The 23,854-nt window shown below is 32.2% G+C and carries 18 protein-coding genes; 2 read left to right on the top strand and 16 right to left on the bottom strand.

What is annotated here, in order from left to right:
- Nucleotides 1-7: 7 nt before the first annotated feature.
- The 3 genes from hblD to M1D73_RS15675 all read right to left on the bottom strand — a co-directional run bounded on the left by hblD (nucleotide 8) and on the right by M1D73_RS15675 (nucleotide 5,020).
- Nucleotides 8-1,228: a hemolytic enterotoxin HBL lytic component L1 gene (gene hblD / locus M1D73_RS15665; protein WP_121868758.1), complete on the bottom strand. Its 1,221-nt coding sequence runs from the start codon at nucleotides 1,226-1,228 to the stop codon at nucleotides 8-10.
- A gap of 62 nt (nucleotides 1,229-1,290) precedes the next feature.
- Entirely contained in the window at nucleotides 1,291-2,610 is a 1,320-nt protein-coding gene (gene hblC, locus M1D73_RS15670) for a hemolytic enterotoxin HBL lytic component L2 (protein WP_000850223.1), read from the bottom strand.
- 1,180 nt (nucleotides 2,611-3,790) lie between these two features.
- Nucleotides 3,791-5,020, bottom strand: a complete 1,230-nt coding sequence (locus tag M1D73_RS15675) for a helix-turn-helix domain-containing protein (RefSeq protein WP_001097912.1) — start codon at nucleotides 5,018-5,020, stop codon at nucleotides 3,791-3,793.
- Between the two features lie 435 nt (nucleotides 5,021-5,455).
- On the opposite strand from M1D73_RS15675, the gene M1D73_RS15680 reads away from it, so the two are divergent.
- Nucleotides 5,456-5,584: a hypothetical protein gene (locus tag M1D73_RS15680; protein WP_002026045.1), complete on the top strand. Its 129-nt coding sequence runs from the start codon at nucleotides 5,456-5,458 to the stop codon at nucleotides 5,582-5,584.
- 679 nt (nucleotides 5,585-6,263) lie between these two features.
- On the opposite strand, the gene M1D73_RS15685 is transcribed toward M1D73_RS15680, so the two are convergent.
- The 11 genes from M1D73_RS15685 to M1D73_RS15735 form a co-directional block, all read right to left on the bottom strand.
- Nucleotides 6,264-6,494: an alpha/beta-type small acid-soluble spore protein gene (locus M1D73_RS15685; protein WP_000897399.1), complete on the bottom strand. Its 231-nt coding sequence runs from the start codon at nucleotides 6,492-6,494 to the stop codon at nucleotides 6,264-6,266.
- Between the two features lie 166 nt (nucleotides 6,495-6,660).
- Nucleotides 6,661-7,302, bottom strand: a complete 642-nt coding sequence (locus M1D73_RS15690) for a GIY-YIG nuclease family protein (RefSeq protein WP_001292165.1) — start codon at nucleotides 7,300-7,302, stop codon at nucleotides 6,661-6,663.
- A 165-nt stretch (nucleotides 7,303-7,467) separates the two neighbouring features.
- Entirely contained in the window at nucleotides 7,468-8,883 is a 1,416-nt protein-coding gene (locus M1D73_RS15695) for an amino acid permease (protein ID WP_000067451.1), read from the bottom strand.
- A 133-nt stretch (nucleotides 8,884-9,016) separates the two neighbouring features.
- Nucleotides 9,017-9,835, bottom strand: coding sequence for a pyrroline-5-carboxylate reductase (proC, locus tag M1D73_RS15700; RefSeq protein ID WP_001041302.1), 819 nt, complete (start codon nucleotides 9,833-9,835; stop codon nucleotides 9,017-9,019).
- A gap of 324 nt (nucleotides 9,836-10,159) precedes the next feature.
- The gene (locus M1D73_RS15705; protein WP_121868759.1) at nucleotides 10,160-11,353 is read right to left on the bottom strand and encodes a Ger(x)C family spore germination protein; all 1,194 of its coding nucleotides are present in this window, start codon (nucleotides 11,351-11,353) and stop codon (nucleotides 10,160-10,162) included.
- On the bottom strand, nucleotides 11,350-12,441 hold the full coding sequence (locus M1D73_RS15710) for a spore germination protein (protein ID WP_000628606.1): 1,092 nt from the start codon (nucleotides 12,439-12,441) through the stop codon (nucleotides 11,350-11,352). Before M1D73_RS15710 ends, M1D73_RS15705 begins: the two co-directional genes overlap by 4 nt.
- Before the next feature lie 26 nt (nucleotides 12,442-12,467).
- Nucleotides 12,468-14,042, bottom strand: a complete 1,575-nt coding sequence (locus M1D73_RS15715) for a spore germination protein (RefSeq protein WP_000119234.1) — start codon at nucleotides 14,040-14,042, stop codon at nucleotides 12,468-12,470.
- Nucleotides 14,043-14,723: 681 nt separating this feature from the next.
- Entirely contained in the window at nucleotides 14,724-15,668 is a 945-nt protein-coding gene (locus M1D73_RS15720) for a response regulator (protein WP_000274087.1), read from the bottom strand.
- Nucleotides 15,669-15,672: 4 nt separating this feature from the next.
- Nucleotides 15,673-16,989 carry a sensor histidine kinase gene (locus tag M1D73_RS15725; RefSeq protein WP_000584789.1) on the bottom strand — a complete coding sequence of 439 codons (1,317 nt, stop codon included), beginning with the start codon at nucleotides 16,987-16,989 and terminating at the stop codon, nucleotides 15,673-15,675.
- Nucleotides 16,990-17,222: 233 nt separating this feature from the next.
- Nucleotides 17,223-18,203, bottom strand: coding sequence for a glutaminase GlsA (gene glsA / locus M1D73_RS15730; protein ID WP_000588648.1), 981 nt, complete (start codon nucleotides 18,201-18,203; stop codon nucleotides 17,223-17,225).
- Nucleotides 18,204-18,327: 124 nt separating this feature from the next.
- Nucleotides 18,328-19,752, bottom strand: a complete 1,425-nt coding sequence (locus M1D73_RS15735; RefSeq protein WP_000439275.1) for an alanine/glycine:cation symporter family protein — start codon at nucleotides 19,750-19,752, stop codon at nucleotides 18,328-18,330.
- A 956-nt stretch (nucleotides 19,753-20,708) separates the two neighbouring features.
- Between M1D73_RS15735 and M1D73_RS15740 the strand changes: the two genes are divergently transcribed.
- Nucleotides 20,709-21,860 (top strand): anion transporter, encoded by a 1,152-nt coding sequence (locus tag M1D73_RS15740; RefSeq protein ID WP_033695827.1) that lies wholly within the window; start codon nucleotides 20,709-20,711, stop codon nucleotides 21,858-21,860.
- 165 nt (nucleotides 21,861-22,025) lie between these two features.
- Here the strand turns inward: M1D73_RS15740 and M1D73_RS15745 are convergent, their stop codons facing one another.
- Nucleotides 22,026-22,286, bottom strand: a complete 261-nt coding sequence (locus M1D73_RS15745; RefSeq protein WP_002204756.1) for a cytochrome P450 — start codon at nucleotides 22,284-22,286, stop codon at nucleotides 22,026-22,028.
- 343 nt (nucleotides 22,287-22,629) lie between these two features.
- The gene (locus M1D73_RS15750) at nucleotides 22,630-23,787 is read right to left on the bottom strand and encodes a serine hydrolase domain-containing protein (RefSeq protein WP_033695826.1); all 1,158 of its coding nucleotides are present in this window, start codon (nucleotides 23,785-23,787) and stop codon (nucleotides 22,630-22,632) included.
- Between the last annotated feature and the right edge of the window lie 67 nt (nucleotides 23,788-23,854).

Here is a 23,854-nt window from a genome sequence, read left to right on the forward strand (position 1 = left end):
TTCAGTTCTACTCCTGTTTAAAAGCAATATCTTTTGAAATGAATTCTGCATCTTTATGAATATCATTCCAACTTTCTTTAGCGGCTTTTAAATCATCTGGTATTAAAGAGAATTTGTGGTCTTGCATAGAATCGATATTATCCAGTAAATCTGTATAATTTGCGCCCATTGTATTCCATTGCTTTTGAATATTTGTTAGAGACAATATCGCTTGATCTACAGTCTGATATAAATATGCCAATGTTTCTTTCGCGTTAGTAAGCGAAAGAACTGCTTGATTAGCACGATCTGCTTTCATACTTAATTCTCCGATTTTATTAGAAATTTCATTATAGGAGTCCATATGCTTAGATGCTGTGACACCAGCCGCAGTTCCTAGACCGATACCAGCTGCACCAAGAGCCGAGAGTCCACCAACAACAGCCGGTGTTGCTGTACCGCCAGTTACAACAATAACTACCGCTCCTCCAATAGCTGCAATAACTAAAATAGCTGCTCCCAATCCACCACCAATTGACCATGCTAATACATCATCAAAATGTTTTTTCTGAGTAGAACGAAGTTGCTCAATTTCAGCTTGAAGTTGTGGAATCGTTGCCTGTTGACCTGCTAATATTGCAGTTAATCCACCTTTCCCATCTGGACCACCAACATTATTTTTAAAATCTGTAGAATTTTGATATAGTTTCCCTTTGAAGTCTTGTAGCATCTTAATCACATCTGTAACTTCTTTTGAATTTGTATTGATTGTAGTAATTAAATCATTTATACCCTCTTTTAGACCTGCCTTATCTTTCTTTTGTACAGTTTCTACTAATGTGTCGTAATAATTTTGAAATTGTTCATCGTAATTTACAATATTACGAGCAGTTTTTTGAATCTGTGGCTTCGCTGTATCTAACCAGTAATTCGCATTGATTCGTGACAGCTCTTGATTAAGGTGAATATTTTTGAGCAACTCTCCCCCCTCTGAGCCTAAATCGATATTAGATAAATTTACATTTGGTTGCTTAATCATTGTTTTTGCGTATAAATCCATTACTAGAATATGAGACCCTGTTTCAGCTAATGCTTTCTTCAGTCCTTCGGGGCCTAATGCATAATTGCCTATTTTTTGTTCTTGAGCGGTCGTTTCTTGTGCAAATGCATGAATAGTGTTACCGGTAGTAGCAGTTATAACAGTTGCTAATGTAGCTAAAGTTAGTACTTTGAATGGAAATTTTTTCATGACTATTCTCCTTCTTTCGCTAAATGCTTATAATCTTTATGAATTCCGAAAAAAACGAAATATTAAAATTTATATACTTGTTCTTCAAGGTAACTTATTACATTTTTTAATTGTCTTAATGTATCTTTTTGAGACTGCTCGCTAGTTGTATCAACATTAGTAGATAATTTTGTAATGCTATTTTTTATTAGATTTAAATCTTCTTTATAGCGCTTTAGTAGATCAAGTTCTACATCTACTTGATTTGCAAACGTATGCAAATCATTTTGTGTAAGAAGAAGCATTGATTTTTGTAAATCAGCTATTGATAATTTCGTTGTTAAATCATATATTTTTTGATTTTGTTTCTCTAAATCATCTAAATATGCTCGCTGTTCTGCTGTTAATTTATTTACTTCAGCAAAAACGCCAAATGTTTTCTTAATCTTTTCGGTATCAATGACCTTCATCAGGTCATACTCTTGTGTTTTTGCTGCGGCTGCGGCTGCTATTTCACCTTGTTTGCTTTTCTCAATTGCTTCACGAGCTGCTTTTTTTGCTGATTCAATCTCTAGAGCAGTTTTACCTTGTTCTGTCGCTTCTTGCGCCGCTTTTTTCTCCGCTTCTAAAATAGAGTTGTTAATTTCTTTTCCTTTGTTATACGCTGCCACCCCTGCTTGAGCAGCCGGTTCAATAATTTCTTTTGAAAGACTATAAACTTCTTTGAATATAGCAAATCCCTGTTCATTTAAAGCCCCTGGTATTAATGCAATTTGCTGTAAATCATTTTGAATTGCTTTTTTGGTATTTAATATTTCATTTTTTAACTGGTCTATTTTTCCTGTTCCGTCTGTACTTAGTATGCCTTGAGCAGTTGCCACATTGGTATCAAAATCTTTTAATTTTTTATCAAGCTGTAATTTAAGATCTGTTAATTCATTGATTTGCCGTTGCGTATTTTCTTGATTCGTCATAGCCATTTCTTGAAGTACTTCAAGTCTATCCGAAAACCCTTCTCTATCTTCTTTATTGTCTACAAACGATTTTAATGTCGGGTAATAGCTATTAAATTTTGTTACAAATCCTTTACTTTTTGAATTTAATAGAATTAACTGTGGATAGAGTTCCGATGACCATTCCTTCATATCTTGTTTGATTAGGAATTGATTGGTATTTAAAGCTGGGACTTCCTCTAGCTGTACATTAGGACTCATTAAAGATTGATCAATATACGTTTGGATTAATTTAGATTGCGCACCTAATTTTCGTAATGATGAAGAAATATCCATGCCTTCCTGTTGAGTTTCCGCTTGAACGATTGGTGTTGCGAGAGTATTGATAGGAATAGTTGCTCCAGTTACTATGGATGTTATTAAAAATCCTGTCATTATTTTAGTTTTCATTCCGTACACTCCTTTACCATTGTTTTTATAACTTAATTCATATAACTTGTACGACCGCTCTCGTTGTAAACTGGATAAGAAGGAAAAATCTTTCAGATACGTTAATATCGTTGTTTTTTATTTCTAATAGGATGTAAAGATTTTATTTATCTCTCATTTCGATACTCTATTTTTTTAAATATAAATAACAAAAATTTATTAACTATATTTGAATCAGGCACCCTATGAGTAGTAAATTATTAATTCTTTCCTAAAGTTGCGGTTTAACTTACAGAATCGTGAGGATCAATAAACCAATGCTTACAGTTAATCTTGTCATAACATTGTTTAATTTAAATTTAATAATATTACTCTTAGTTTTATCAGCAAACTCCTTACTAGACTACAAAAGATGGAATTATGCTGTACATCGCTTATACTTTTATTGCGGAATAACTTCACTTTTGTTATGCAGAAACTTAGAACACGTTTATTACAAATTTGATTCTTGACCTCTTGTGGATAAATTTACTATTTAGAAAATTATTAACAACATAATGTTACTTACAACTTCACTATAATTCCTATTAGCGTAACCTTCTCCTTTCTGTCTGGTCATACCAGTTATGTTGTTCATTAAAACATTAAATTTTTAATGCGTAAATAGAAAAATTTTGTCGATTAAGCTCGATAATTTACTGTTAAATAAAAATATGCCCCGAAAAAAATTATATAAATATAGTTATTCATAAATTTCATTTCTGTAATTGTAATGATTACAAATTAATGTGTATACGGTTAAAAATAACTATTTTAGCTCAACCAAGAAATTTTATTTTAGAAAAAATACTTATAGAATAATATAATAGGTCTTTTTATACTTTTTTACCTTTATTTAGTTATGTATAATTGCATAAAATGTAGATATATTTAGTAATATATGTTATATTGTTGATTTTTTTACAAAACATTTTAATATCATTATTAACAAATATACAATATGAAGATATTAGTCTATAAACTTATCATCGTTATAAACATAGGTTTTAAATTACAAAAAAGCTGCAAAGCTTACTTGGAACACTTTGCAGCCTTCTGTCTTTTTGTTTTCTTTAGCAAAATAATGGTTAGTGTATTTTCATTTTTTGGGATACTTATACCCATGTTTAAGTCTTTACATTGAAGACAGCAGATAACAAGCTTATATTACTGTATATTTTTCACGGTACTGCCTAGGAGTCATACTAGTGATTTTTTTGAAAACTCTTATAAAATAACTTTGGTCATTAAAGTTAAGCCACGCACAGATATCTGATAACGAATAAGTAGTGAGTGTTAATAATTTTTTTGCTTCTTCCACTCTTTCCCTTTGAATATATTCGCTTAAAGTAATTCCCATTTCTTTTTTAAATAGTTTAGACAGATAAGTAGGCGTAATTTCTAAATGATTAGCAAGTTCATTCAGAGATATTCCATCGTAAACATTTTTATTAATATGTTTTATACATGTAGTAACCGCGTAAGAATACTTTTTTGCATTGTATTCTTTCACACGATCTGCAAAGGTACGTAAAGCGTCCCCTGACAATCGCTTTACAGATTCTACATTATCTAATTGTTCTAGGGTTTGTATATATAAAATACTATGGGCAAAAGCAATATCTGGTGGCAGGTTTCCTTCTATTGCATATCGAGTGGCTAAGGTAATCGCAATAATTCCAAGGTTTTTTTGATTCCTGAGCGGATCCTCTATTAGCATAAGTTCAACATCTTCTTGCGAAACCGCATACATATACTGTATTAACTTTTTTTTATTTCCTTCTTTAATAGTCGAAAAGAAATCATTTACTAATGCCATATTGTGCGTTTTAGGTTTGTTTTGTCGGCGTTTTAAAATATATAAATCCGGTTTCACAATTTTATTAGGAACTTCCTCTAGTACTTTATTTTTTTCCAAGACAATATCTACATCTAACTTTTCATTGAAAATCATGTAATGTAATAAAATTCCCATATCAATTAATGTAGTTTTTTTAATCTCAGATAAACACTGATAATAGGCAAGTCTTTCTTGAATGTTATCATTTGCTTTAAATTCTTTCTGAAATTTTATGATCATATCATCTGAATCTTTTGGATGTATAGTAGGACCGATTATAATAGTCCCTTTAATATCATCATGATTTTCTATATGAATTAGAACAAAATTTTCAAGATAGTTGTTACTTCGGAAAAGTGGCAAGTTAAAGGGATCGTTTTCTTGATAAATATCAGTAAGATGTTCTTCTTTTGAAGAATAAAAAGGACTACAAACATTATCAGATGTAGAATGATATAAAATTTTTCTGTCTGCAGATAAAATATGTACAGGGGCATTAAATGCTTTATGTGCAAGATCACACAAGTGTTGTATATCGATAGAAGTATTCATTACATTCTCCTTTATAGATCTATAAAATATATTCTGTTAGATATAATTCACGACAAATAATACTATAAAATATCAAATTAGTACAATTCACAACAAAATATTACTATATCTTTTTTATAAAAATCATATATTATTTAATTGTAGTTAGCATCTAAATATCAGAGTAGATAAGATAAGTAAAGGAAATAAGCTAAGTTCTTTTCTTAATTCTACAAGATATAATTATTGAACTTGAGAAAACAGTGAAATACTACAAAATACAGTGGTAGTCAATGCGAGGACCAAGCTGGAAAAAGATTTAAAATACAGCGAAAATAACAGGAGATACTGTACCACCGCAAGAAACAACAGTCAAAGTTCCAATTCAATCACTTATACAAATTGAATTCAAAAAAATAAATACTGCTAATTTAAATATGAAACTGAAAAACTATTTTGCTCCAAATTTTAAAAAAAGATAATAAAGAAGTTGTGAAATTGGAAACAGATGAAAGCGATATGGCTATTTTTGAAGCACTATGCTTTGAAAAGTATAAGGTGGAGGAAATTCAAGTACTCAACTAAACATTTAATTGAGAGAAAGGTCTTTTCATCAACTAAAAATAAAAAAACGAATGGAATTTTCAAAAAAATGACACTATATTACTGGTCGCAACATTAGCTTACTTTCCACAAAAGAGGAAAATATATATAGACTTTACAAATACTAAAAATAGCAAACTAGATAGTTTTATTACCGCATCACATAAAGTGAAACTTTAATCAGTGGGGGTTTTGTTCATCCCCACTGATTATTAGCCCACACCAATCGGGCTTTTACGGGCAAATAGCGAGATAAACTTATTATTAATTTCCAAATACAATAGTTGTTAATCAACCAAAAACTTCAATAACCAAGGTGCACAGTAAATTGACATCAAAACAATTCTTACTACAATATCAGGTTTTGCTTATTCTATAAAAAAAGAAATATCACTTAAAAACTATTCCTTTATATCGATTTAGACATAAAACATTTTATTATATCGGCTTAAGTATTATGGAATTAAAATTGCAAATAACACCAAAACTCTTTAAAGGGTTCATACATCGCTCGTATCGAATTTATCACCTTTCGATACCTACGTCATTAACATAACTAAAAAACATCATTACAAAGGAATCTGAGAGGTTTTTTCAATTCCGAAATTTATTTTTTTGTAAATTAAAGGAAAAATAATCCGTATATATACGGATTATTTTCTTAGTGTAGTCTGTATTGACCTGTTAACTGTTTTTCAGCCATTCGAACTAAGCGTTTTGTAATCTCTCCACCGATCCGAACCATTTGCAGATGATGTGATGTATCAGGTCCCAGTGTGACTCCTAGTTCAAAAGCAATTTCATACTTCATTTGCTCAATAGTACTTGTAGTAGCAGAAATAAGAATTTCATTTGTATCACTTTCGTATCTTTGAATATTTATAAATAACATGTGCCTAATTATGCTATTTATGCATGATCAACCTAATTTATTCCAGTATTTTTATAGGAACCCTTTCCCTCCCCTTATTCCACCAATTAAATTTGAAACACAAATGTACATTGCATTTCAATATAACAATAAAAGCTACAAAAGCAACGAATTTACTACTTTAAAGTTAAGTGTTTAACCTTGAAGTACTTAAATTCTTTTTTCCAGATAAAGCATACATTATATCTTGATGTTTTATTGTCCTCTTATAATTATGTGGTATCGGGAATTTTTTTCGGTATTCTTTCATTATAATTAAAGTTTGAAGTTCTATGCTCAATACTTTTGCGAGGATATGATAGTTATATCCATTGTTTAACAGAGAAATTATGTCATAAAACATAGTTTTTCCACCCACTAATTTTACTAATTTATTCTTTAACTCATCCCCCTTTTCTTTAGCTTTATCAATTTCTAACAACATAGATTTTTTATTTGTCTGCTTAATGTATTGAGTATACAACTCTGGGAATTCTTTTTGTACTTCTTTGTTTAATACTGGTCTATATTTAATCATATAAGTAACTTGTAACAAAGAGCGTTTTAACAAACTATCTTCAATGAGATACGCTACTTTATTAAATAAATGTACATATTCCTCAATATTGGAATAACTATTAAAATGAGCTAATACTCTACTTTTTATACTAAAAGCCTTGCCTACATAAATAATATTGTCATTATAGTCTTTAATGAAATAAATACCACTGTCAGATTTTTTCAATTTATTATCCAATTCTTCTATACTCATAAAATGCAATTCACTCATACTTCTCTCTCCTTAGCAGTGTTAAATCGTAAAAAACAAGCAAGGTTTCTAAAAAAGTACTTAGCTGCCCTAGCATCTCTTATTTTATCTCTTGCTAAATGTCAAAAAACTGTTTCTATGTTACTCAACTATCAATATGATTATTAATAAAATTTTTGATCGTTATTATCTCGCAATTTTATCATGTAATTTCGAGATCGTTTCCTCATTTAAATTACTGTATTTTATCGAATAAAGGAAATATACTACTACCCCAATAGTAATCCAAATACTAAAGTACACCCATGTCCTTAACGGTAAATTTAGCATTAAAAACACACAGCATACAATTGCAACGCATGGTAATACAGGTACAAAAGGTACCATAAATCCACGTTTTAAATTTGGGTGTGATTTACGAAGGATAATAACTGATAGACAAACTAACGCAAATGTCACCAAACTACCGATATTAACTAAATTAACTAATTCTTTCAAATCAATAAACCCAGCTATTATAGAGCTCCCTATTCCTGCTAATCCAGTTATAAAAGTGGGTGCTCCAGTTTTCTTATTAACTTTCGCAAATGATTTCGGTAACAATCCATCACGACTCATTGCAAAGAATACTCGTGTTGCCGCATACATATTGGAAAAAATAACAGCCATAAGGCCAATTACAGCACCTGCAGCAATTGCACCAGCGACTTTTCCTTGTCCTACAACTTCCATTACATAAGCCATTGCCTCAGGAACATTTAATTCTTTATAGGAAACCATTCCTGTCATAACAAGGCATACCATAACATAAATAATTGTACATATGATTAATGATGCAATAATACCGATGGGAAGATTACGTTTCGGATCTTTTACTTCTTCTGCTGAAGTTGCTAATATATCAAAACCCGTAAAAGCGAATAAAATAGCTGCTCCACCCGTAAAAACTCCACTTAAACCGTATGGTGCAATTGGTATCCAGTTCATTGGTTTTACATAGAATATACCAACCGTAATAAACAACAAAATCATTCCAATTTTAATCAATACCATTATATTATTGATTCGTTTACTTTCTCTCGTACCACGAGATAACATCCATGCCAATATCAATGTAATAATTACTGCTGGTAGATTCACAATACCACCATGCGAAGGAATCGTTACTAGAGCTTTAGGTATCTCTAATCCAAATCCCTTTATTAAATTGTGGAAATAGCCTGTCCATCCAGCAGCGACAGCTGCTGTTGCCACGATATATATTAACAGCAATGACCAACCTACTAGATGAGCAACAAACTCACCAATTGTTGCATATGAGTACGTATATACACTACCAGACGCCGGGAGTGTAGAAGCAATTTCCGCGTAACATAATGCTATAAATCCACATATAATTGCTGCAAGTATAAATGAAAAAACAACTGCTGGACCAGCATTTCTTGCTGCTACTAATCCAGTTAACACAAGAACACCCGTTCCAACTATCGAGCCTACCCCTAACATAATTAAATCAAATGCTCCTAATGTTTTCGTTAAAGTCTTGCTTTGATTATGCTCTAACAATTGTGTAACGGATTTCTTTTTTAGTAAATTACTCATATTTTCTGTATCCCCTTTAAAATAAGGTTTGTTCTTCTCGTTAGTGTTGTATATAAATTTACTTAGTTATTAACTAGCCTCATAATATTTCTTTTACATTAAATAGATTTGAAATATTATATAAATTCGCTTCTCACTTACTAGTTAAACTAGACATTTCCATAGATTTTTGCGTACAACGTTTCATAGCTGAAATGATAGCTGTTCTTAAACCTTTTTCTTCTAGCGTTACTACAGCTTCTATCGTCGTTCCACCTGGAGAACAAACCATATCCTTCAATTCACCTGGATGTATTCCTGTTTCCAATACCATTTTTGCAGAACCTAATACAGCCTGAGCCGCAAATTTATAAGCTTGTTTTCTCGGCATACCGCCAAGTACAGCAGCATCTGCCATGGCTTCTATAAACATATACACATATGCTGGAGAAGAACCACTAATAGATGTAACAACATCCATTAGTTTTTCATTTATGACCTCCGTCTGGCCGAAAATATTAAATATGTTCAGTACCTCTTTTATATCTTTTTCTGTAACCATTTCATTAAAACATAACGCAGACATTCCTTCTCCAACAAGTGCCGGTGTATTAGGCATTACTCTAACAACCTTTAACTTTCTACCAAATTCATTCTCAGTGCTCTTAATACTTTTTCCTGCAGCAATAGTTACAACGATTACATCATTTTTTATTTGATCTTTTATTTGGTTAATTACCGATGAGTATAAATCTGGTTTGATTGATAAAATTAAAATGTCAGCACTGTTAGCGACTTCATTGTTGTTAGTAGTTATAGTTATGCCATATTCATTACTAGCATTTTTTAAATTAATGACGTTTAAATCTGAACAAATTATTTGATCTGGAGAAACTATATATTTTTTTATCATCCCACCTATCATAGCGATACCCATGTTTCCACATCCGATGAATCCTATTTGTTTATTCATAATAATTTGCTCTTGCTCCTTCTACTCTAAATTTTATTGATTTTGAAATTATTATTCTAAATAAGGGCTATTACAATTACTTGGTTTATCAATAGAATTTCAAAATTCTCCTTCCTATATAGAGCTTACATATACCTCTAATAACTTCTTTGCTTTCGCTGAATTTTGAGGTGGGGGTCTTACTGCCCGGCAAATAGCCGGATAAAATCATTTCTTTAATCTATAATAAGAAGGACATAAAAAAACAAAAAGTTACAAAAATTTTCAAATTAAAACTTTTATAACTTTTTGTTTTGATGCAAATATAATATTAATTAAGGTATCTCACCGTTTTAAACTTGACGCTCCATAATCTTGTATAGTTACATTTATATGATATTTAATCGGTACCTTACTAAATGTTTGATCCCAATTTTTTTTGACTTTCTCCCATGTTCTCGGGTGTTTAATTCTTAATTGGTTGCCAAAACCCGCAATATCGACTTGGTATTCTTTTTGTATTTTTTTTGTAACATGATGTACTAAGTGCTTTACTTCTTTTTCAATAGCTTTTTCTTCCCTTTTTAAAAATTCATTTTCAAAATCTTTTCCTGATTGCATCCAATTTTCAGACAAACGCCCTTCTGATTCAATGTTTACATCAAAGGAAATATTATTTCCGTTAACATGTGGTATGATTTTGCTTTTTATTGACTTTATTTCGTATATAATGAGTTTCTTTGATTCTTTATCAAAAGTTTTTACCACACCACCATTCCTTTTTCCGTTTATCCATACTACTCCTTCCAATTCCTGCTCATTTAAAAAGCCCATCAACTTTTTTGTCTTCCCTTTAATTACAGCAGCTCCTGCAAATTTTGTTTCCCCATTTATCGAGATTACATTTTGCAAAAGAAAACTGGCCCCTGACCGCATCTTTCCTTCCAATTTAGCGAGCGATACAGGAGGTAAAATCCTTGTTGTTCTATTTCTATTATCTGCAATTCCAGACAAACGAAATGCTGGGATTTCTCCTTTTTTGTTTGATTCCAGTACCTCCTTCGCTAGACCCTTGCTAATTAAGAGCATACAGCTAAGCCGAACTTCATTGTCACGGAGATACTGTTCAAGTAATTGTTCTAAACTGTATGTACGTACAAGACTATCGCTAATAACAATATTTTTTAAATGTGGGCTGAACATTGTGCTCTCTCTTTTCAATGAAAACTCACGAACAATTTGATGAATGGAATCACCGGTCTCAGAAACATTTATATAACGTTTTTGTTGTCCATTTCCTTTACTTTGTGCTTGCGAACTAACAATTTGATAAGTAGCTGTTATAAGGTTTCTTTTAGGATAACCTCCTTCCTCATCCTCTTTCTCAATTGTTGAATCCTTCCCTTTATCTAGTGCTATACCTGCAGTTAAACTCAATTCTTCTACTTCTTTACTGCTCCAACACCCTGTTAAAAATAGAAGAAAAAGCGTCCATAACAAAGCCAAATAGAACCGCATATAATTAAATTTATGTTTCACACTACTCCTCCTTTTAATCGCGTAATAATAAGAAGAAGCAGTGGCAGTAAACCAAATAAAAATAAAGCAGCATTACCGAGCATATCCCCCAATTTAAGTAAGTCATTTATATTTTTCGAAGTCATAGCAATGATGTAAATGATTGGAATCAAAGCAAAAATAAATGGATGAATACTCTTTTTAAAGAGTTGCGCTAATCCTAATGCAGCTGCATAATAACTAATCGTATAGGTAGCAAATATTTGCATAATCCATATTACAAGCAGTAAAGATTCAAAACGTTCAAATATCAAACCAGAAATTTCAAAACTGCGCATAAGGTCAATTGTCGGCCATGTTCTTGTTACAACCCCATCAATTGATAATGCACCAATGACCATTACAACAGTTATTACATAAAAGATTAACGGAATAGAAATTCCAACTAAAATAGCTTTTACTGCTTTCTTTCGTTGTTCCATAAATACCAAAAGAATTAACATAATTTCAGGACCTGTATATGCGAGAGACGTTGTTTTTATCCCATCTAACACTGGTTTAATTCCCAAACCTAATACGGGACGGAGATTATCTATCTCGAATATTCCGATACTCATAAAGGAAATGATTAAAAAAATAAAAACAGTAATAGGAAATATTATTTCAAACATCCGTGCAATTGAATTAATACCACCCATAATCAAATAGAGACCTATCCACATAAAAGGCATAACAATAGCCCATGTGGGGGTTCCTTCTAGTAAAAAAAAGCTTATTACTTCTGCCATTGAACGAATTTGAAATGCTGAAGTTGTAAGAAAATACCCTATAATAAGAAAACTAAGCAATCTCCCTATCCATTTCCCTACAATATCTTGACTGTATTGGTAAAATGTTTTTTCTGGAAACTGCTGACTTAATTTGACCATAATTACTCCTGAAACCATTGCCAGTATCCCACCTAATATCACACTTAACCATACATCTGGTGTTTTCACTTTTTCCACAGATGCTCTGGGCAAAGTAAGAATTCCTGTCCCAAGTATGTAATTTACAATAATAACAACTGCTTGTGAAGTTGTTATTCGGTCTTTAGGTATAGTAATCACTGAAGGCCACTTCCTTTCGTCATCAGCTACCTTTTGCGGATAGTTTTTTTGGTATGCATTATTTTCGGTCGACGTCTCATTATTTTTAATGGCATGCGAACCATAAAATCTTTCCAATCACTGAATCGATATGGAACAGCAGGGCTGGTATAAGGAACGCCAAAACTTTTCAGTTTCACTAAATGACTGCAAAGTAAAAGAAAGAAGAGAATAACTCCATACAATCCAAATATCGCAGCACAAAACATAGCTACAAAACGAAGAATGCGTAACGTAATTCCCACACTATATTGCGGAATAGTAAAAGAAGAAATAGCTGTTACCGCAACAACGATAACCATTATTGGACTAACAATTCCTGCTTCTACGGCAGCCTGACCAATTATTAAACCGCCCACAATTCCCATTGCCGGTCCAATCGGTTTAGGCAGACGTAAACCTGCTTCTCGTAAAACTTCGATAGCTACTTCCATAATTAACGCTTCTATTAAAGCGGGAAAAGGAACTCCTTCTCGCGATCCGATAATAGAAATAGCGAGCTTAGTGGGAATTAATCCTGGATGAAATGAAATAAAAGAAATATACAGTGCTGGAGCAAATAATGAAACAAAAGCTGTCATGAAGCGTAATAAGCGGAGAAGCGTACCAGGAAGCCACCTTTCATAATAATCTTCTGGTGATTGCAGCAGCATACTAAATGTAACTGGAGCAATTAAAACAAATGGTGTTCCATCTAACAAAATAGCTACTCGACCTTCCATCAAAGCACTAATAACACGATCAGGTCGTTCTGTATTTTGAATCTGCGGAAAAGGACTGAGATAATTATCTTCAATAAGTTGCTCTATATAACCAGATTCGAGTACACTGTCTATGTCAATTTTCTGAATTCTGTTTTTTATTTCATCCACCAATTCTGTACTAGCAAGATCTTTAATAAATGCGACGACTAACTCTTTCTTTGCACGTTCTCCTACTGGTAGCTTTACTAATGATAAGCTCTCATCCGCACAGTGTCGTCGCAAAAGTGAGGTATTATCACTTAATACTTCAGTAAAACCGACCCGTGGCCCTCTGACTAATGCCTCCGATACTGGTTCTTCAATGTTTCGTTTATTTGCTTTTGTTGTACCAAGAATAAACACATCTGCTAAACCATCAATTAAAAGAGCTGTTGAACCTATCAATACTTTGGGTATTAAATCTTTTATGTAATGGACTTCTGCTACTTCACTAATTGTAAGAACTTTATTTTTAATATATTCTTTTGAAACAGTCCCCTCCACATAAGAAGATTCATTTTTATATTCATCAGAAAAATCATCCATTAGTAATTTCATAATATGTTTGTCAATTATCTCTTTATCTGATAGACCATCAACAAAAACGATCCCAGCCTGAATATCTGTGCGTCCAATATTAAACTTCCGAAATCGAACATCAGAATTATGTCCGATTTGTTGCTTTATAAGTTCTAAGTTAGAGGCAAAATCATTTGTGAAATGAACGTTTGTATTTTGAGATGGTTTATGCTCTTGTTTCGTTTTACTTTGAATATTATTTTTTTTCACTTGTTTGTCTCTTGACTTCCACCAACTCATTCTTCCCACTCTTTCTCTGACATACGAACCCAATGAAAAAATCTTGAGATAGTATACGGAATTAAAAACAAGATAAAAGCTTGTACAAAGACTTTCCAATCTGGAAGATAAGAAGTAATTATGTTCCACATTTTTATCACCCAATTTATATACTCTGCTAGGATTGAGATTTCTAAAAAACGATATGTACTTAATAAAAAATAACGATAAGATTAAAGAGCAGAAAAGCGAGACATTATGCTTATTTAGTACCAATAACCTAATTAGTATAAAAACATTTCTGACCTAAAATACCATTTCCAATTATAATTTGTTAAATATTATCTCCTTTTCCCTTATTTATATGCCCGCATTTGAATTTCAAATAATATAAGGATCAATGATATTTCCTCTTAAAGAAAAAAAGATGCCAGAAGATAGCATCTTTTTTTCAATTCAACTTACTATGTATTTATATTTTATTGTGAAAATACTCGTTTTTTTTAATGAATATTAATGTGTAAAAAATACATATTCTTTTGTTTTAAGTTCATACACTTCTACCGAATCGATACGGAATTTTCTGATTTTAAAGCCAATATGAAATAAAGGAAAATCCTCTCTTAGAAAAACTATATAAAACCAATAACATAAAAACAATTATCAATCTATCAATTGAAAATAATACTTAGCAAGAGTTTATCATCTTAACTCCAAGTGTATTCGTTTTGCTTCAAAATAAAGAACTTGAATAAATTTTTTCGTATCAATACGAGCAGGTAATGTTGGTTCATTATTCAATTCTGTCATCTTTCTCCTTACGGTAGTAAAATCAAAAAATCTAGAAGCATAATTTTCGAACTTCGGGTTTAAAAAATCAGTAAGTCCAAGGGATGCTAAATGGTTTAATGATTGATAAATTGCTCTCCGAATCCGTTGTTTGGAAGCTTCTATGAACCTTTTTAATTCGGCATCTTCAGCTGAATCCCCAAGTTTTTTTTGAGCTAAATTCATAAAAATCTCTTTTAGTGAGGGAAAGCCTTGTTCCAACGTGTTATCTTGTTCATATTTATATAAATAATCTAGCATATCCATTAAATCTTTACTTCCACTTTCACTGGCTATTCCTAATTCAGACAAAAGAAAATGAATGGAATTTTGAAAATGATTGAAAGTATTTAAATGTTTTTCATTACGGTATTTTTCTTGCACAATTGAATTACTATCCAATTTTAGTACCATATTAAGCGATTCTTGAATGTTTTTTATTGATTTTTCCAAACGAATTCGTTCAATGACTTTCCGAACAACTGTTAATACTTCAATCCGGTTAATTGGCTTAATAATATAGTATTCAACACCAAGCGAATAAGCTTCAGCAATTAATTCTTTTGATTCTACTTGAGAGACCATGATGATTTTCCCTTTAAACGAAGGCTTTATTTGACGAATTGTTTTTATTCCATCTTGATTCGGCATTAACAAATCGATAAATAAAATGTCTATATTTTTAAGGATTACCATTTGTTGCTCTAAAGATAAACCATCCTCAGCTTCTCCTATAACCTCCCCAAGATCTTCATCCTCGATAATTTGAGCCAACATTGAGCGAACCGCTTTTTCATCATCTACTATATAAAAATACATAGAATCACCCTTTCGAAATTATATGATCAATCCCTAATCTAATTATAAAAATTGATCCTTTTCCTTCGGTTCTGTCCTCAAACGTAACATCACCTTCAAGTTGTGCGACCATTTCTTTAACATACGATAATCCGATACCTGTCGATGGGTTGCCTAAATCATCATATTTAGAAGTAAACCCAGGCTCAAAAATTGAATCTTTATATTTTGAAGAAATACCAGGACCATTATCGCCTATTTGAAATTCAACAAAATGGTGGTCTTTATTAATGTCAATTGTGATGGTTCCCATACCTTGGATAGCTTCTACAGCGTTTGTAACGATATTATTTATAATAGATAAGATTGTGTAAATATGATAATGAGGATGCACACCATCAATTTTATACACAAATTGGATGTCTTTCTCTAGCAACCGTGCATATTTCGTATTTGCCCGTATAATGATATTTACTAGTTCATGCACAGACATATAATCTGTAAAACTTTCATCAGAAATTAATTTTGAAAGTCCCGCAAAAATACGTTGGTTATCCTTTTTAACATCATGGACCTCACCAGCAATTTGTAATGCCTGTTGCCTTAAATCCTCAAACTGAAAATCCATCTGTTTGTGCTCAAAAGAGTCTAAGGTTTTATATAAATCATAGGATTTTTTTGTTATATTCTCAGCATCTTGTAATGTTTTCTTTAAATGAACAGCATCTTCATATAAATTAGAGATGAGCATGAGCATGTGTTCATTTTGCTTCTTTATATGTCTCTCCCTTGATTGTGCTTCATACAATTTCATCATATTGAAAAAGCTTAGAACTATAAAACTATGGGAACATGCGATAACAATGATCTCATTTATTGCCTCGGATGTGATCGATGTTTTTAATACGAAATATTGAATCATTAATTCCACACAGTCTGACAGTATTTCAATCATGCAACCAATAAAACCAATCATTAGTGGTTGATGATAAAAACGTTTAATTTTTGCTAAATGAAAGAGATACGAATAAGTAAAATAAAAGAAAAAACTAGGATAGTGAGTATGAAAAGCGGCTAGCCAATCCATATTTCCCTTTATAATGACATCCATTGAGATACGAAATACTACCACGACTATCGCTGTTAAAAAACCCGGTAAAAATGCTGGAATTCGTCGAAACAATAACAAAAAAAAGAAAAATGTTGGTGCGCCAAAGCTCATTCTAAATGTTTCATTTAAAGGAAATGACTTTATTTCACCTACTAAGGGTACTGTAAGTATCATTAAAACGAGAATATAGATGTCTTTTTTTACTAAATTACTAAGATTCAAAATAATCACTTCTCACTTTCGCCTAACAGTCAGTATACAAACCTATTTGCATTAATACAATACTTACTCTATTTTTTTCAAAAGCTGATAAATAAGATATAAACGAAAGCATTATAGATTGTGAGTATTCATTACACCCTTCTACTTTAGAAAGATACTTTATAACTCAAAAATGTTCAGACACAATATAAGGTCTGAACACTTTTGGACTCGCTCTAACACCAAAATATCTGTGCTCCTTTTTAAAATATACTTAAATCCCATTCTTTTGCAATATGTTCTAACAACATAATTCCTGGTAAACTATTCCCATATTCATCAATGGCTGGTCCGTAAATACCAATACCACATCCATCTTGGAACGATAAATCCTTCCTAGATTTTGAGGGAACAAGTGTCATAATTCCGCCGGATACCCCACTCTTAGCTGGTAATCCAATGAAAGCAGCAAATTTTCCAGAAGCATTGTACATTCCACAAGTTAGCATTAAAGCTTTTGTTAACCTAGCTACTTCTTTAGGGAGCACTTGTTCTTTGCGAATAGGATGATATCCATCATGTGCTAGTATAAGCCCTATTAAGGCAATATCTTCTGTATTTATTTCAATCGAACATTGTTTTAGGTAAACCTCTAGTGTCTCCTCCACATCTGATTCTAGAAAACCATTCTCCTTTAAATAGTATGCTAATGCTCTATTACGATGAGCCGTTTCCCATTCTGATTGAAATACTATTTCATTAATAGCGGGACGCTTCTCTATCATTTTTTCAATTAATACGTATAGAGATTCTAATTTTTCTTGCACCGATGTCCCTGGCAAAAGTGAAGCTATCGTAATCGCTCCAGCATTGATCATAGGATTAAAAGGTTTTCCTGGTTTATGTATCTCTAAACGAATAATTGAATTAAAGGCATCTCCAGTTGGCTCTACGTCAACTCGTTCTAATACATAAGAAATACCGCGACTTAAACAAGCGGCTATAAAACCGATTACTTTTGATATACTTTGTAATGTGAAAGGTATCTCCCAATCTCCTGATTTTATCATTGTTCCATCTGGCTTTACTATACAAATACCTAACTGCGATACATTTATTTCCCCCAGAGCGGGAATATAACTGGCGCTTCGTCCCTTAGCTGCATACGCTCGATAATGAGCTACCCATTGATCTAAGCAAACTTTTTCTTGACCCTCAACTTGAACGCTAGAATCCTTTATCATTTAATCATATTCCCCCGTACTATTAACTTTATATAGAATGATTTTTTCTTTACTATAATCAATAATATTTGCACTAGAACCAAGAAAAATATTCAGACATATTGCAGTCTGAATATCCTTCTTATTACACACTTTTCTTTTTTGAAGTTTTCTCATAACTATCCCAACATTCAATATTTTCAAGCCCTTTAATGTTTTCTTTATAAAAAATAGGATCTTTACCAGCTTTTTTCTGGTTTATATAATCTTGTAACGCCGCAAATGCTACTTTTGAAAGTAAGGTAATAGCAATTAAATTAATAATAACCATAAAGCCCATAAATAAGTCCGCTAAATCCCATACAATTTGAATCTTTGCAACAGAACCAAATACAATCATAGCCAACACACTTATTCTGTATATCATTAACCACACTTTACTTGTATGTAAGAAGCGAATATTTGTTTCACCATAATAATAGTTGCCAATTAACGCACCAAATCCAAATAAAAAAACAAAGATAGCAAGACAACCCGATGCCCAAGGACCTATGTGTTCACTTAATGCTGCTTGTGTAAGTGCAATACCATTTAATCCCGGTTGTTTATATGCATCAGACAGCAAAATAATAAAGGCAGTGCTAGTACAAATGATCAGTGTATCCGTTAATACACCAAATGCTTGAATCAGTCCTTGTTTCACCGGATGACTTGTTGTTGCTGTTGCGGCAACGTTTGGTGCACTTCCCATACCAGCTTCATTTGAAAATAAACCACGTTTAACTCCATTCATAAGTGCTGCACCAATTGAACCGCCTGCTATTTGTTTAAAACCAAATGCGTTTTGAACAATAAGAGAAAGAACTTCCGGCATTTTTGATATGTTGGTAACTACAACAAATAATGCAACTCCAATGTATAATACCGCTAAAAATACCACCTTGTATTCAGCCATTTTTGCAATACGTTGTACACCACCAAAAATAATCGCAGCGAAAGCAATGGCCATGATTATCCCAACTGTTAGACGATCTGTACCAAATGAGTTTTGAAAAGCAATTGTAACTGTATTTGATTGTACTGAATTGAATACAAGTCCAAAAGTAATTGTGATTAAAATAGAGAATAATACTCCCATCCAACGTTTATTCAACCCTTTTTCCATATAATAGGATGGACCACCGCGGAAACCAGTTTTATCTTTTACTTTATATATCTGTGCTAATGTGCTTTCGACAAAACTGGAGGCCGAGCTAATAATAGAAATAATCCACATCCAAAATACAGCTCCAGGACCACCTAATGCAATTGCAATCGCAATTCCTGTAATATTCCCTGTTCCAACGCGGGCTGCCATACCAATACAAAACGCTTGAAAAGGAGAAACTTGATCTTTAGCACCACTTTTTCCCTCCATTAATACACGGACCATCTCTTTTAACATTCGAAACTGTACAAAATTCAATTTAAATGTAAAATAAATTCCGCAAATAACAAGCATAATAATTAACAATTTAGACCATAAAAAATCATTTGTTGATCCGACTAAATCTACAAAAAACCTTTCCATATCATCACTCCATACCAAAATTTATCTATCATAATCTATATAAAATCACCTATATTTCCTGGTATAAATACCTCTTTCATATTCAAATACAACAAGGATAAAAATTTTCTATATGAATCGGATTGGCCTGTTTAAGCAAACATCACAACATGTAACCGTAAAACTGAAATTTTGAAGTACTTAACAATTATACAAACGGATGCTCTACCCCTTTCTGCAAAACTAATATTTTTATCCACTAACATTGTTGTACTACTATGTTTGTTTCGTTTACCGGTGATTTAAATCATAATAATCAATAGTGATTAAGTGGTTTTTTGTTAATCTTCTCAAGAACATGGAAATATCTCCTTTCTCACTACTAATCTCAAAAATAGGCTAGGTAAAAACTTCGCGAAAAACTCTATAAAGCGCTTTCACTATTCAACTAAGAAAATCTTGTCTTTAATTTATAATTAAAAGTACAGAATGTTACGAAAAAGTACAGATTTTTATAAAAACAAAAAATATTTTAAGTTTTTTCCATCTAAAAAACACTGAGATTTTGTAAATTTTATACAGTATCCAAACGTCGCAGATTCTGTTCTACCTAACCTTTGACAAGCCTCTATTTTCTTCATAAAAAACATGCATACTTTTTCTCTTTTAGAACTTCTTATAAAGTATTTGAAATCAAGAATCAATAGAATATTATAAGAATATTAAAAAAATAAAGCATTTAATTTATTTATGGTATCATACAAAAAACATTTGTTTTCTCAATTAATCCCCCTAGCTGGATTCGTCTATATTGCACATATTTACAACATGAAAGACACTAAGCAAAAAAGGATTTTATTGAAGGGATGAAACATTACAAAACTCTTATTTAGGAACTTATGACATCCTCTTTTCTAGCAATATCGAGTTATCCCAAAAAACGTATATTTACTAACATAGATTACAGGTGGTGTATTGTGAAAGAAATAGTATTCGTTCAAAATAAAAAAAGACTCCTTATGAAATTCGGATTTTTAAAAAAAGATTTAGTACTTACCATTTCACTAATACTAGCAATTGTAAGCTGCTTAATACATTCGCCAAAGATCGAATATATTAACTTTGAAGTGTTAATTAGCTTATTTAATCTAATGGTGGCCATTAAGGCCTTGGAACAGCTAAAGATATTAGACAAACTTGCCGTTGCCATTTTAAATAAATGCAATAACAGCAGGTCAATATCTATTATTCTAATTTTGTTATGCTTTATTTGCTCCATGTTTGTAACAAATGATGTCGCTCTTCTCACTTTTGTACCAATAACACTTGTCATTAGTAAAAAAACACAAATGAACATGATGGATACAATCATCCTGCAAACAATTGCGGCAAACATCGGTAGTAGCTTGATGCCTATGGGAAACCCACAAAATTTATACCTATACTCTTACTATGGAATTAAGCTCATCCCATTTTTAGGTTCAATCCTGCTTTTAGCTGTACTTGGAATTAGTTTGTTATTTATATGTACTCAAAAACTTCAAAAAACAGATTTGAAAATAGAACTACCTGTTATTACCGTGAAAAATCGAAAAAAAGCTACCGTCTGGATTTTAATACTTATCACTATCATTGCATCTATTTTTGGTGTCATTAATTATTACATTGCGCTAATAGTTACATTAGTGGCAGCATTTACATTAGATAGAAACTTACTATTTAAGATCGATTACTTTCTTCTAATAACCTTTGTCTGTTTTTTTATTTTCATCGGAAACATTTCACATTCGGATGCACTGGAGACATTTGCTCGCGCTAATTTAAGAGGAGATACTTCAGTCTTCTTTAGTTCCATATTTTTGAGTCAATTGATTAGCAATTTTCCTACTTCAATTCTTCTATCAAACTTTACTTCTGATTGGAAAGCTTTATTACTAGGAGTAAATATTGGAGGGCTTGGAACAATTATCGCATCTTTAGCCAGTGTAATCTCCTATAAACTATTCATTCAGGCCAATGTTAAAGAGAGTAAGGCGTATTTAATTAAATTTAGCATTTACAACTTTTCATTTTTAATCATACTTACATGTATACAATACTTTATGTTTAAATTTCTAAAAATTTTTTAAAAAATTAATTCCTTTAGAAAAACCCAAATTTCTCAATTTAATGCTGAGATATTTGGGTTTTAATATAGGTATGTTTAAAGAGCTACAACAAAGTTACCATCAATTTAATATTTTGAGATGTTCTCACAGCGAAAATCTTTTAGCTTTTACGTTGTTTATTAGATTTCAGTTCATTTTTGAAGTCTTCTTCACAAAATCCTTAATGTCCCTCAATTTTTTCCTGCTAATATTATCTTTAATGGTTGAATCTATTTCAATTTTTAATTTTGCAAATGCTGCTCCTACACAATTATAGATACTTAATCCAAAAGCAAGATGTCTTGCAGTACCACTAAATGCCTTTTTAATATCAATGTCAGGACGATAAACGTTGAATTTATCAGGCCTTTCAAATACGTTAGAGTCACAATTTGTTGCACCAATCATACAGTAGTATCCACATAACTAGTTACATTCTCCTTTTTTCTATTGTTAATAGCTTCGTAATAAAAGCTGTTAAACAGCAAAAGTGCGAAGTCTTAAATTAGACTTCGCACCTTATACAAATTTACAATCCGTGAAGATACCAATACAAATGCAATACTAGATACATACTAATCACTCATTATATCTGTTGCTCTTTTAATTGGCCAATGTATAAACAAATCCTTTTACTTAGCCATTCTTCATGATTGGCTTGATTGTTTCTAGATACTTAATCCCTCTATACTCTTTCAAGCGGTAATCCATTCCGATGGAAATTACAAATGACAAAATTTATCCGTTTTTCCTACTTTCTAAATTCAGCAAGTAAAATGTTCTTAAAAACTTCCGGGTTATTAAGGTTTAAACTGTTCGAATTGATAGCGAGTGTATGTTTACCTCCAAGTGTTCCACCAGCAAAAGTGGAAAACCCTGGAACGGCACCCCTGTGTCCCCATACCGAGACACCGTTCGGAAGCTTAATTTCAAGTATTCCAAGACCATATCCGGTTCCCTCTCTATTTGTAGGAACTGTAGTAAGCATTTGTTTTAACTGCTGTTCCTTCAGTAATTTGCCACCTAGTAAGCAAGAGAAGAATTTGTTTAAGTCGTCAGCAGTAGAAATCATATCTCCATCCGAGCTACCTGGGTTAATATAAGTAACATCTTTTAGCTCACTCGCTCCGTCTAGTTGCAAGTAGCCACGGGCATGCTTGGTGCCTGGAATCACGCTTGAATTACCAGGTAGAAATGTATTTGACAAATCAAGCGGTTCAATAATCCGATTTTCAACCTCTTCCGCATAGCTGTTTCCTGTTACTTTTTCAATAAGGATTCCTAGTATTACATATCCTGTATTTGAATAAGACCAACCCTTTCCTGGTGCAAAGTCTGGGGGAAGTGAAATCCCCATCTTTACAAATTCTTCAGCCGTATACGATTTTTTTATATCCGTAATATCGAAGTCTTTTGAATTTATATAATCAGCAATACCACTTGTATGATTCAATATTTGACGGATCGTAATCTGGTTACCATCATATCCGTTTCCTTGAATAACGCCAGGTAACCATTTTTCAATGGAGTCGTCTAGATTCAAACGGTTCTCTCCAGATAATTGAAGTAGAACTGTTGCAATGAACGTTTTCGTCACACTGCCAATGCGAAAGCGAAAATCTGCTTTCATTGGTTTCTTAGTTCTCAGATCCGCTATCCCAGCCGTATAACTCCAAGTTTTACCACCCTTAGAAATTTGAGCGAGTATTCCTGGGTATCCAAGTTGCAGTTCATCTCGCATTGCTTTCTTAACGGAAGTACGATCGCTTTGCGTACTTGTTTGTAACGAACTAGATACATTTTGCGTAGGTTCTGCTTTTACAACTGATGTTGGTGTTATGTATAACAGGGAACTTCCACCTATTAAAAGTGCTAGACTTGCACATGTAATTTTACTGCGTGTTTTCATAAAGAATTCCTCTCTTCTATTTAAATTGTATTGATGGCTAATAGCTGTCTCATATACGAACCACACA

The organism is Bacillus sp. PK3-067 (assembly GCF_056738645.1).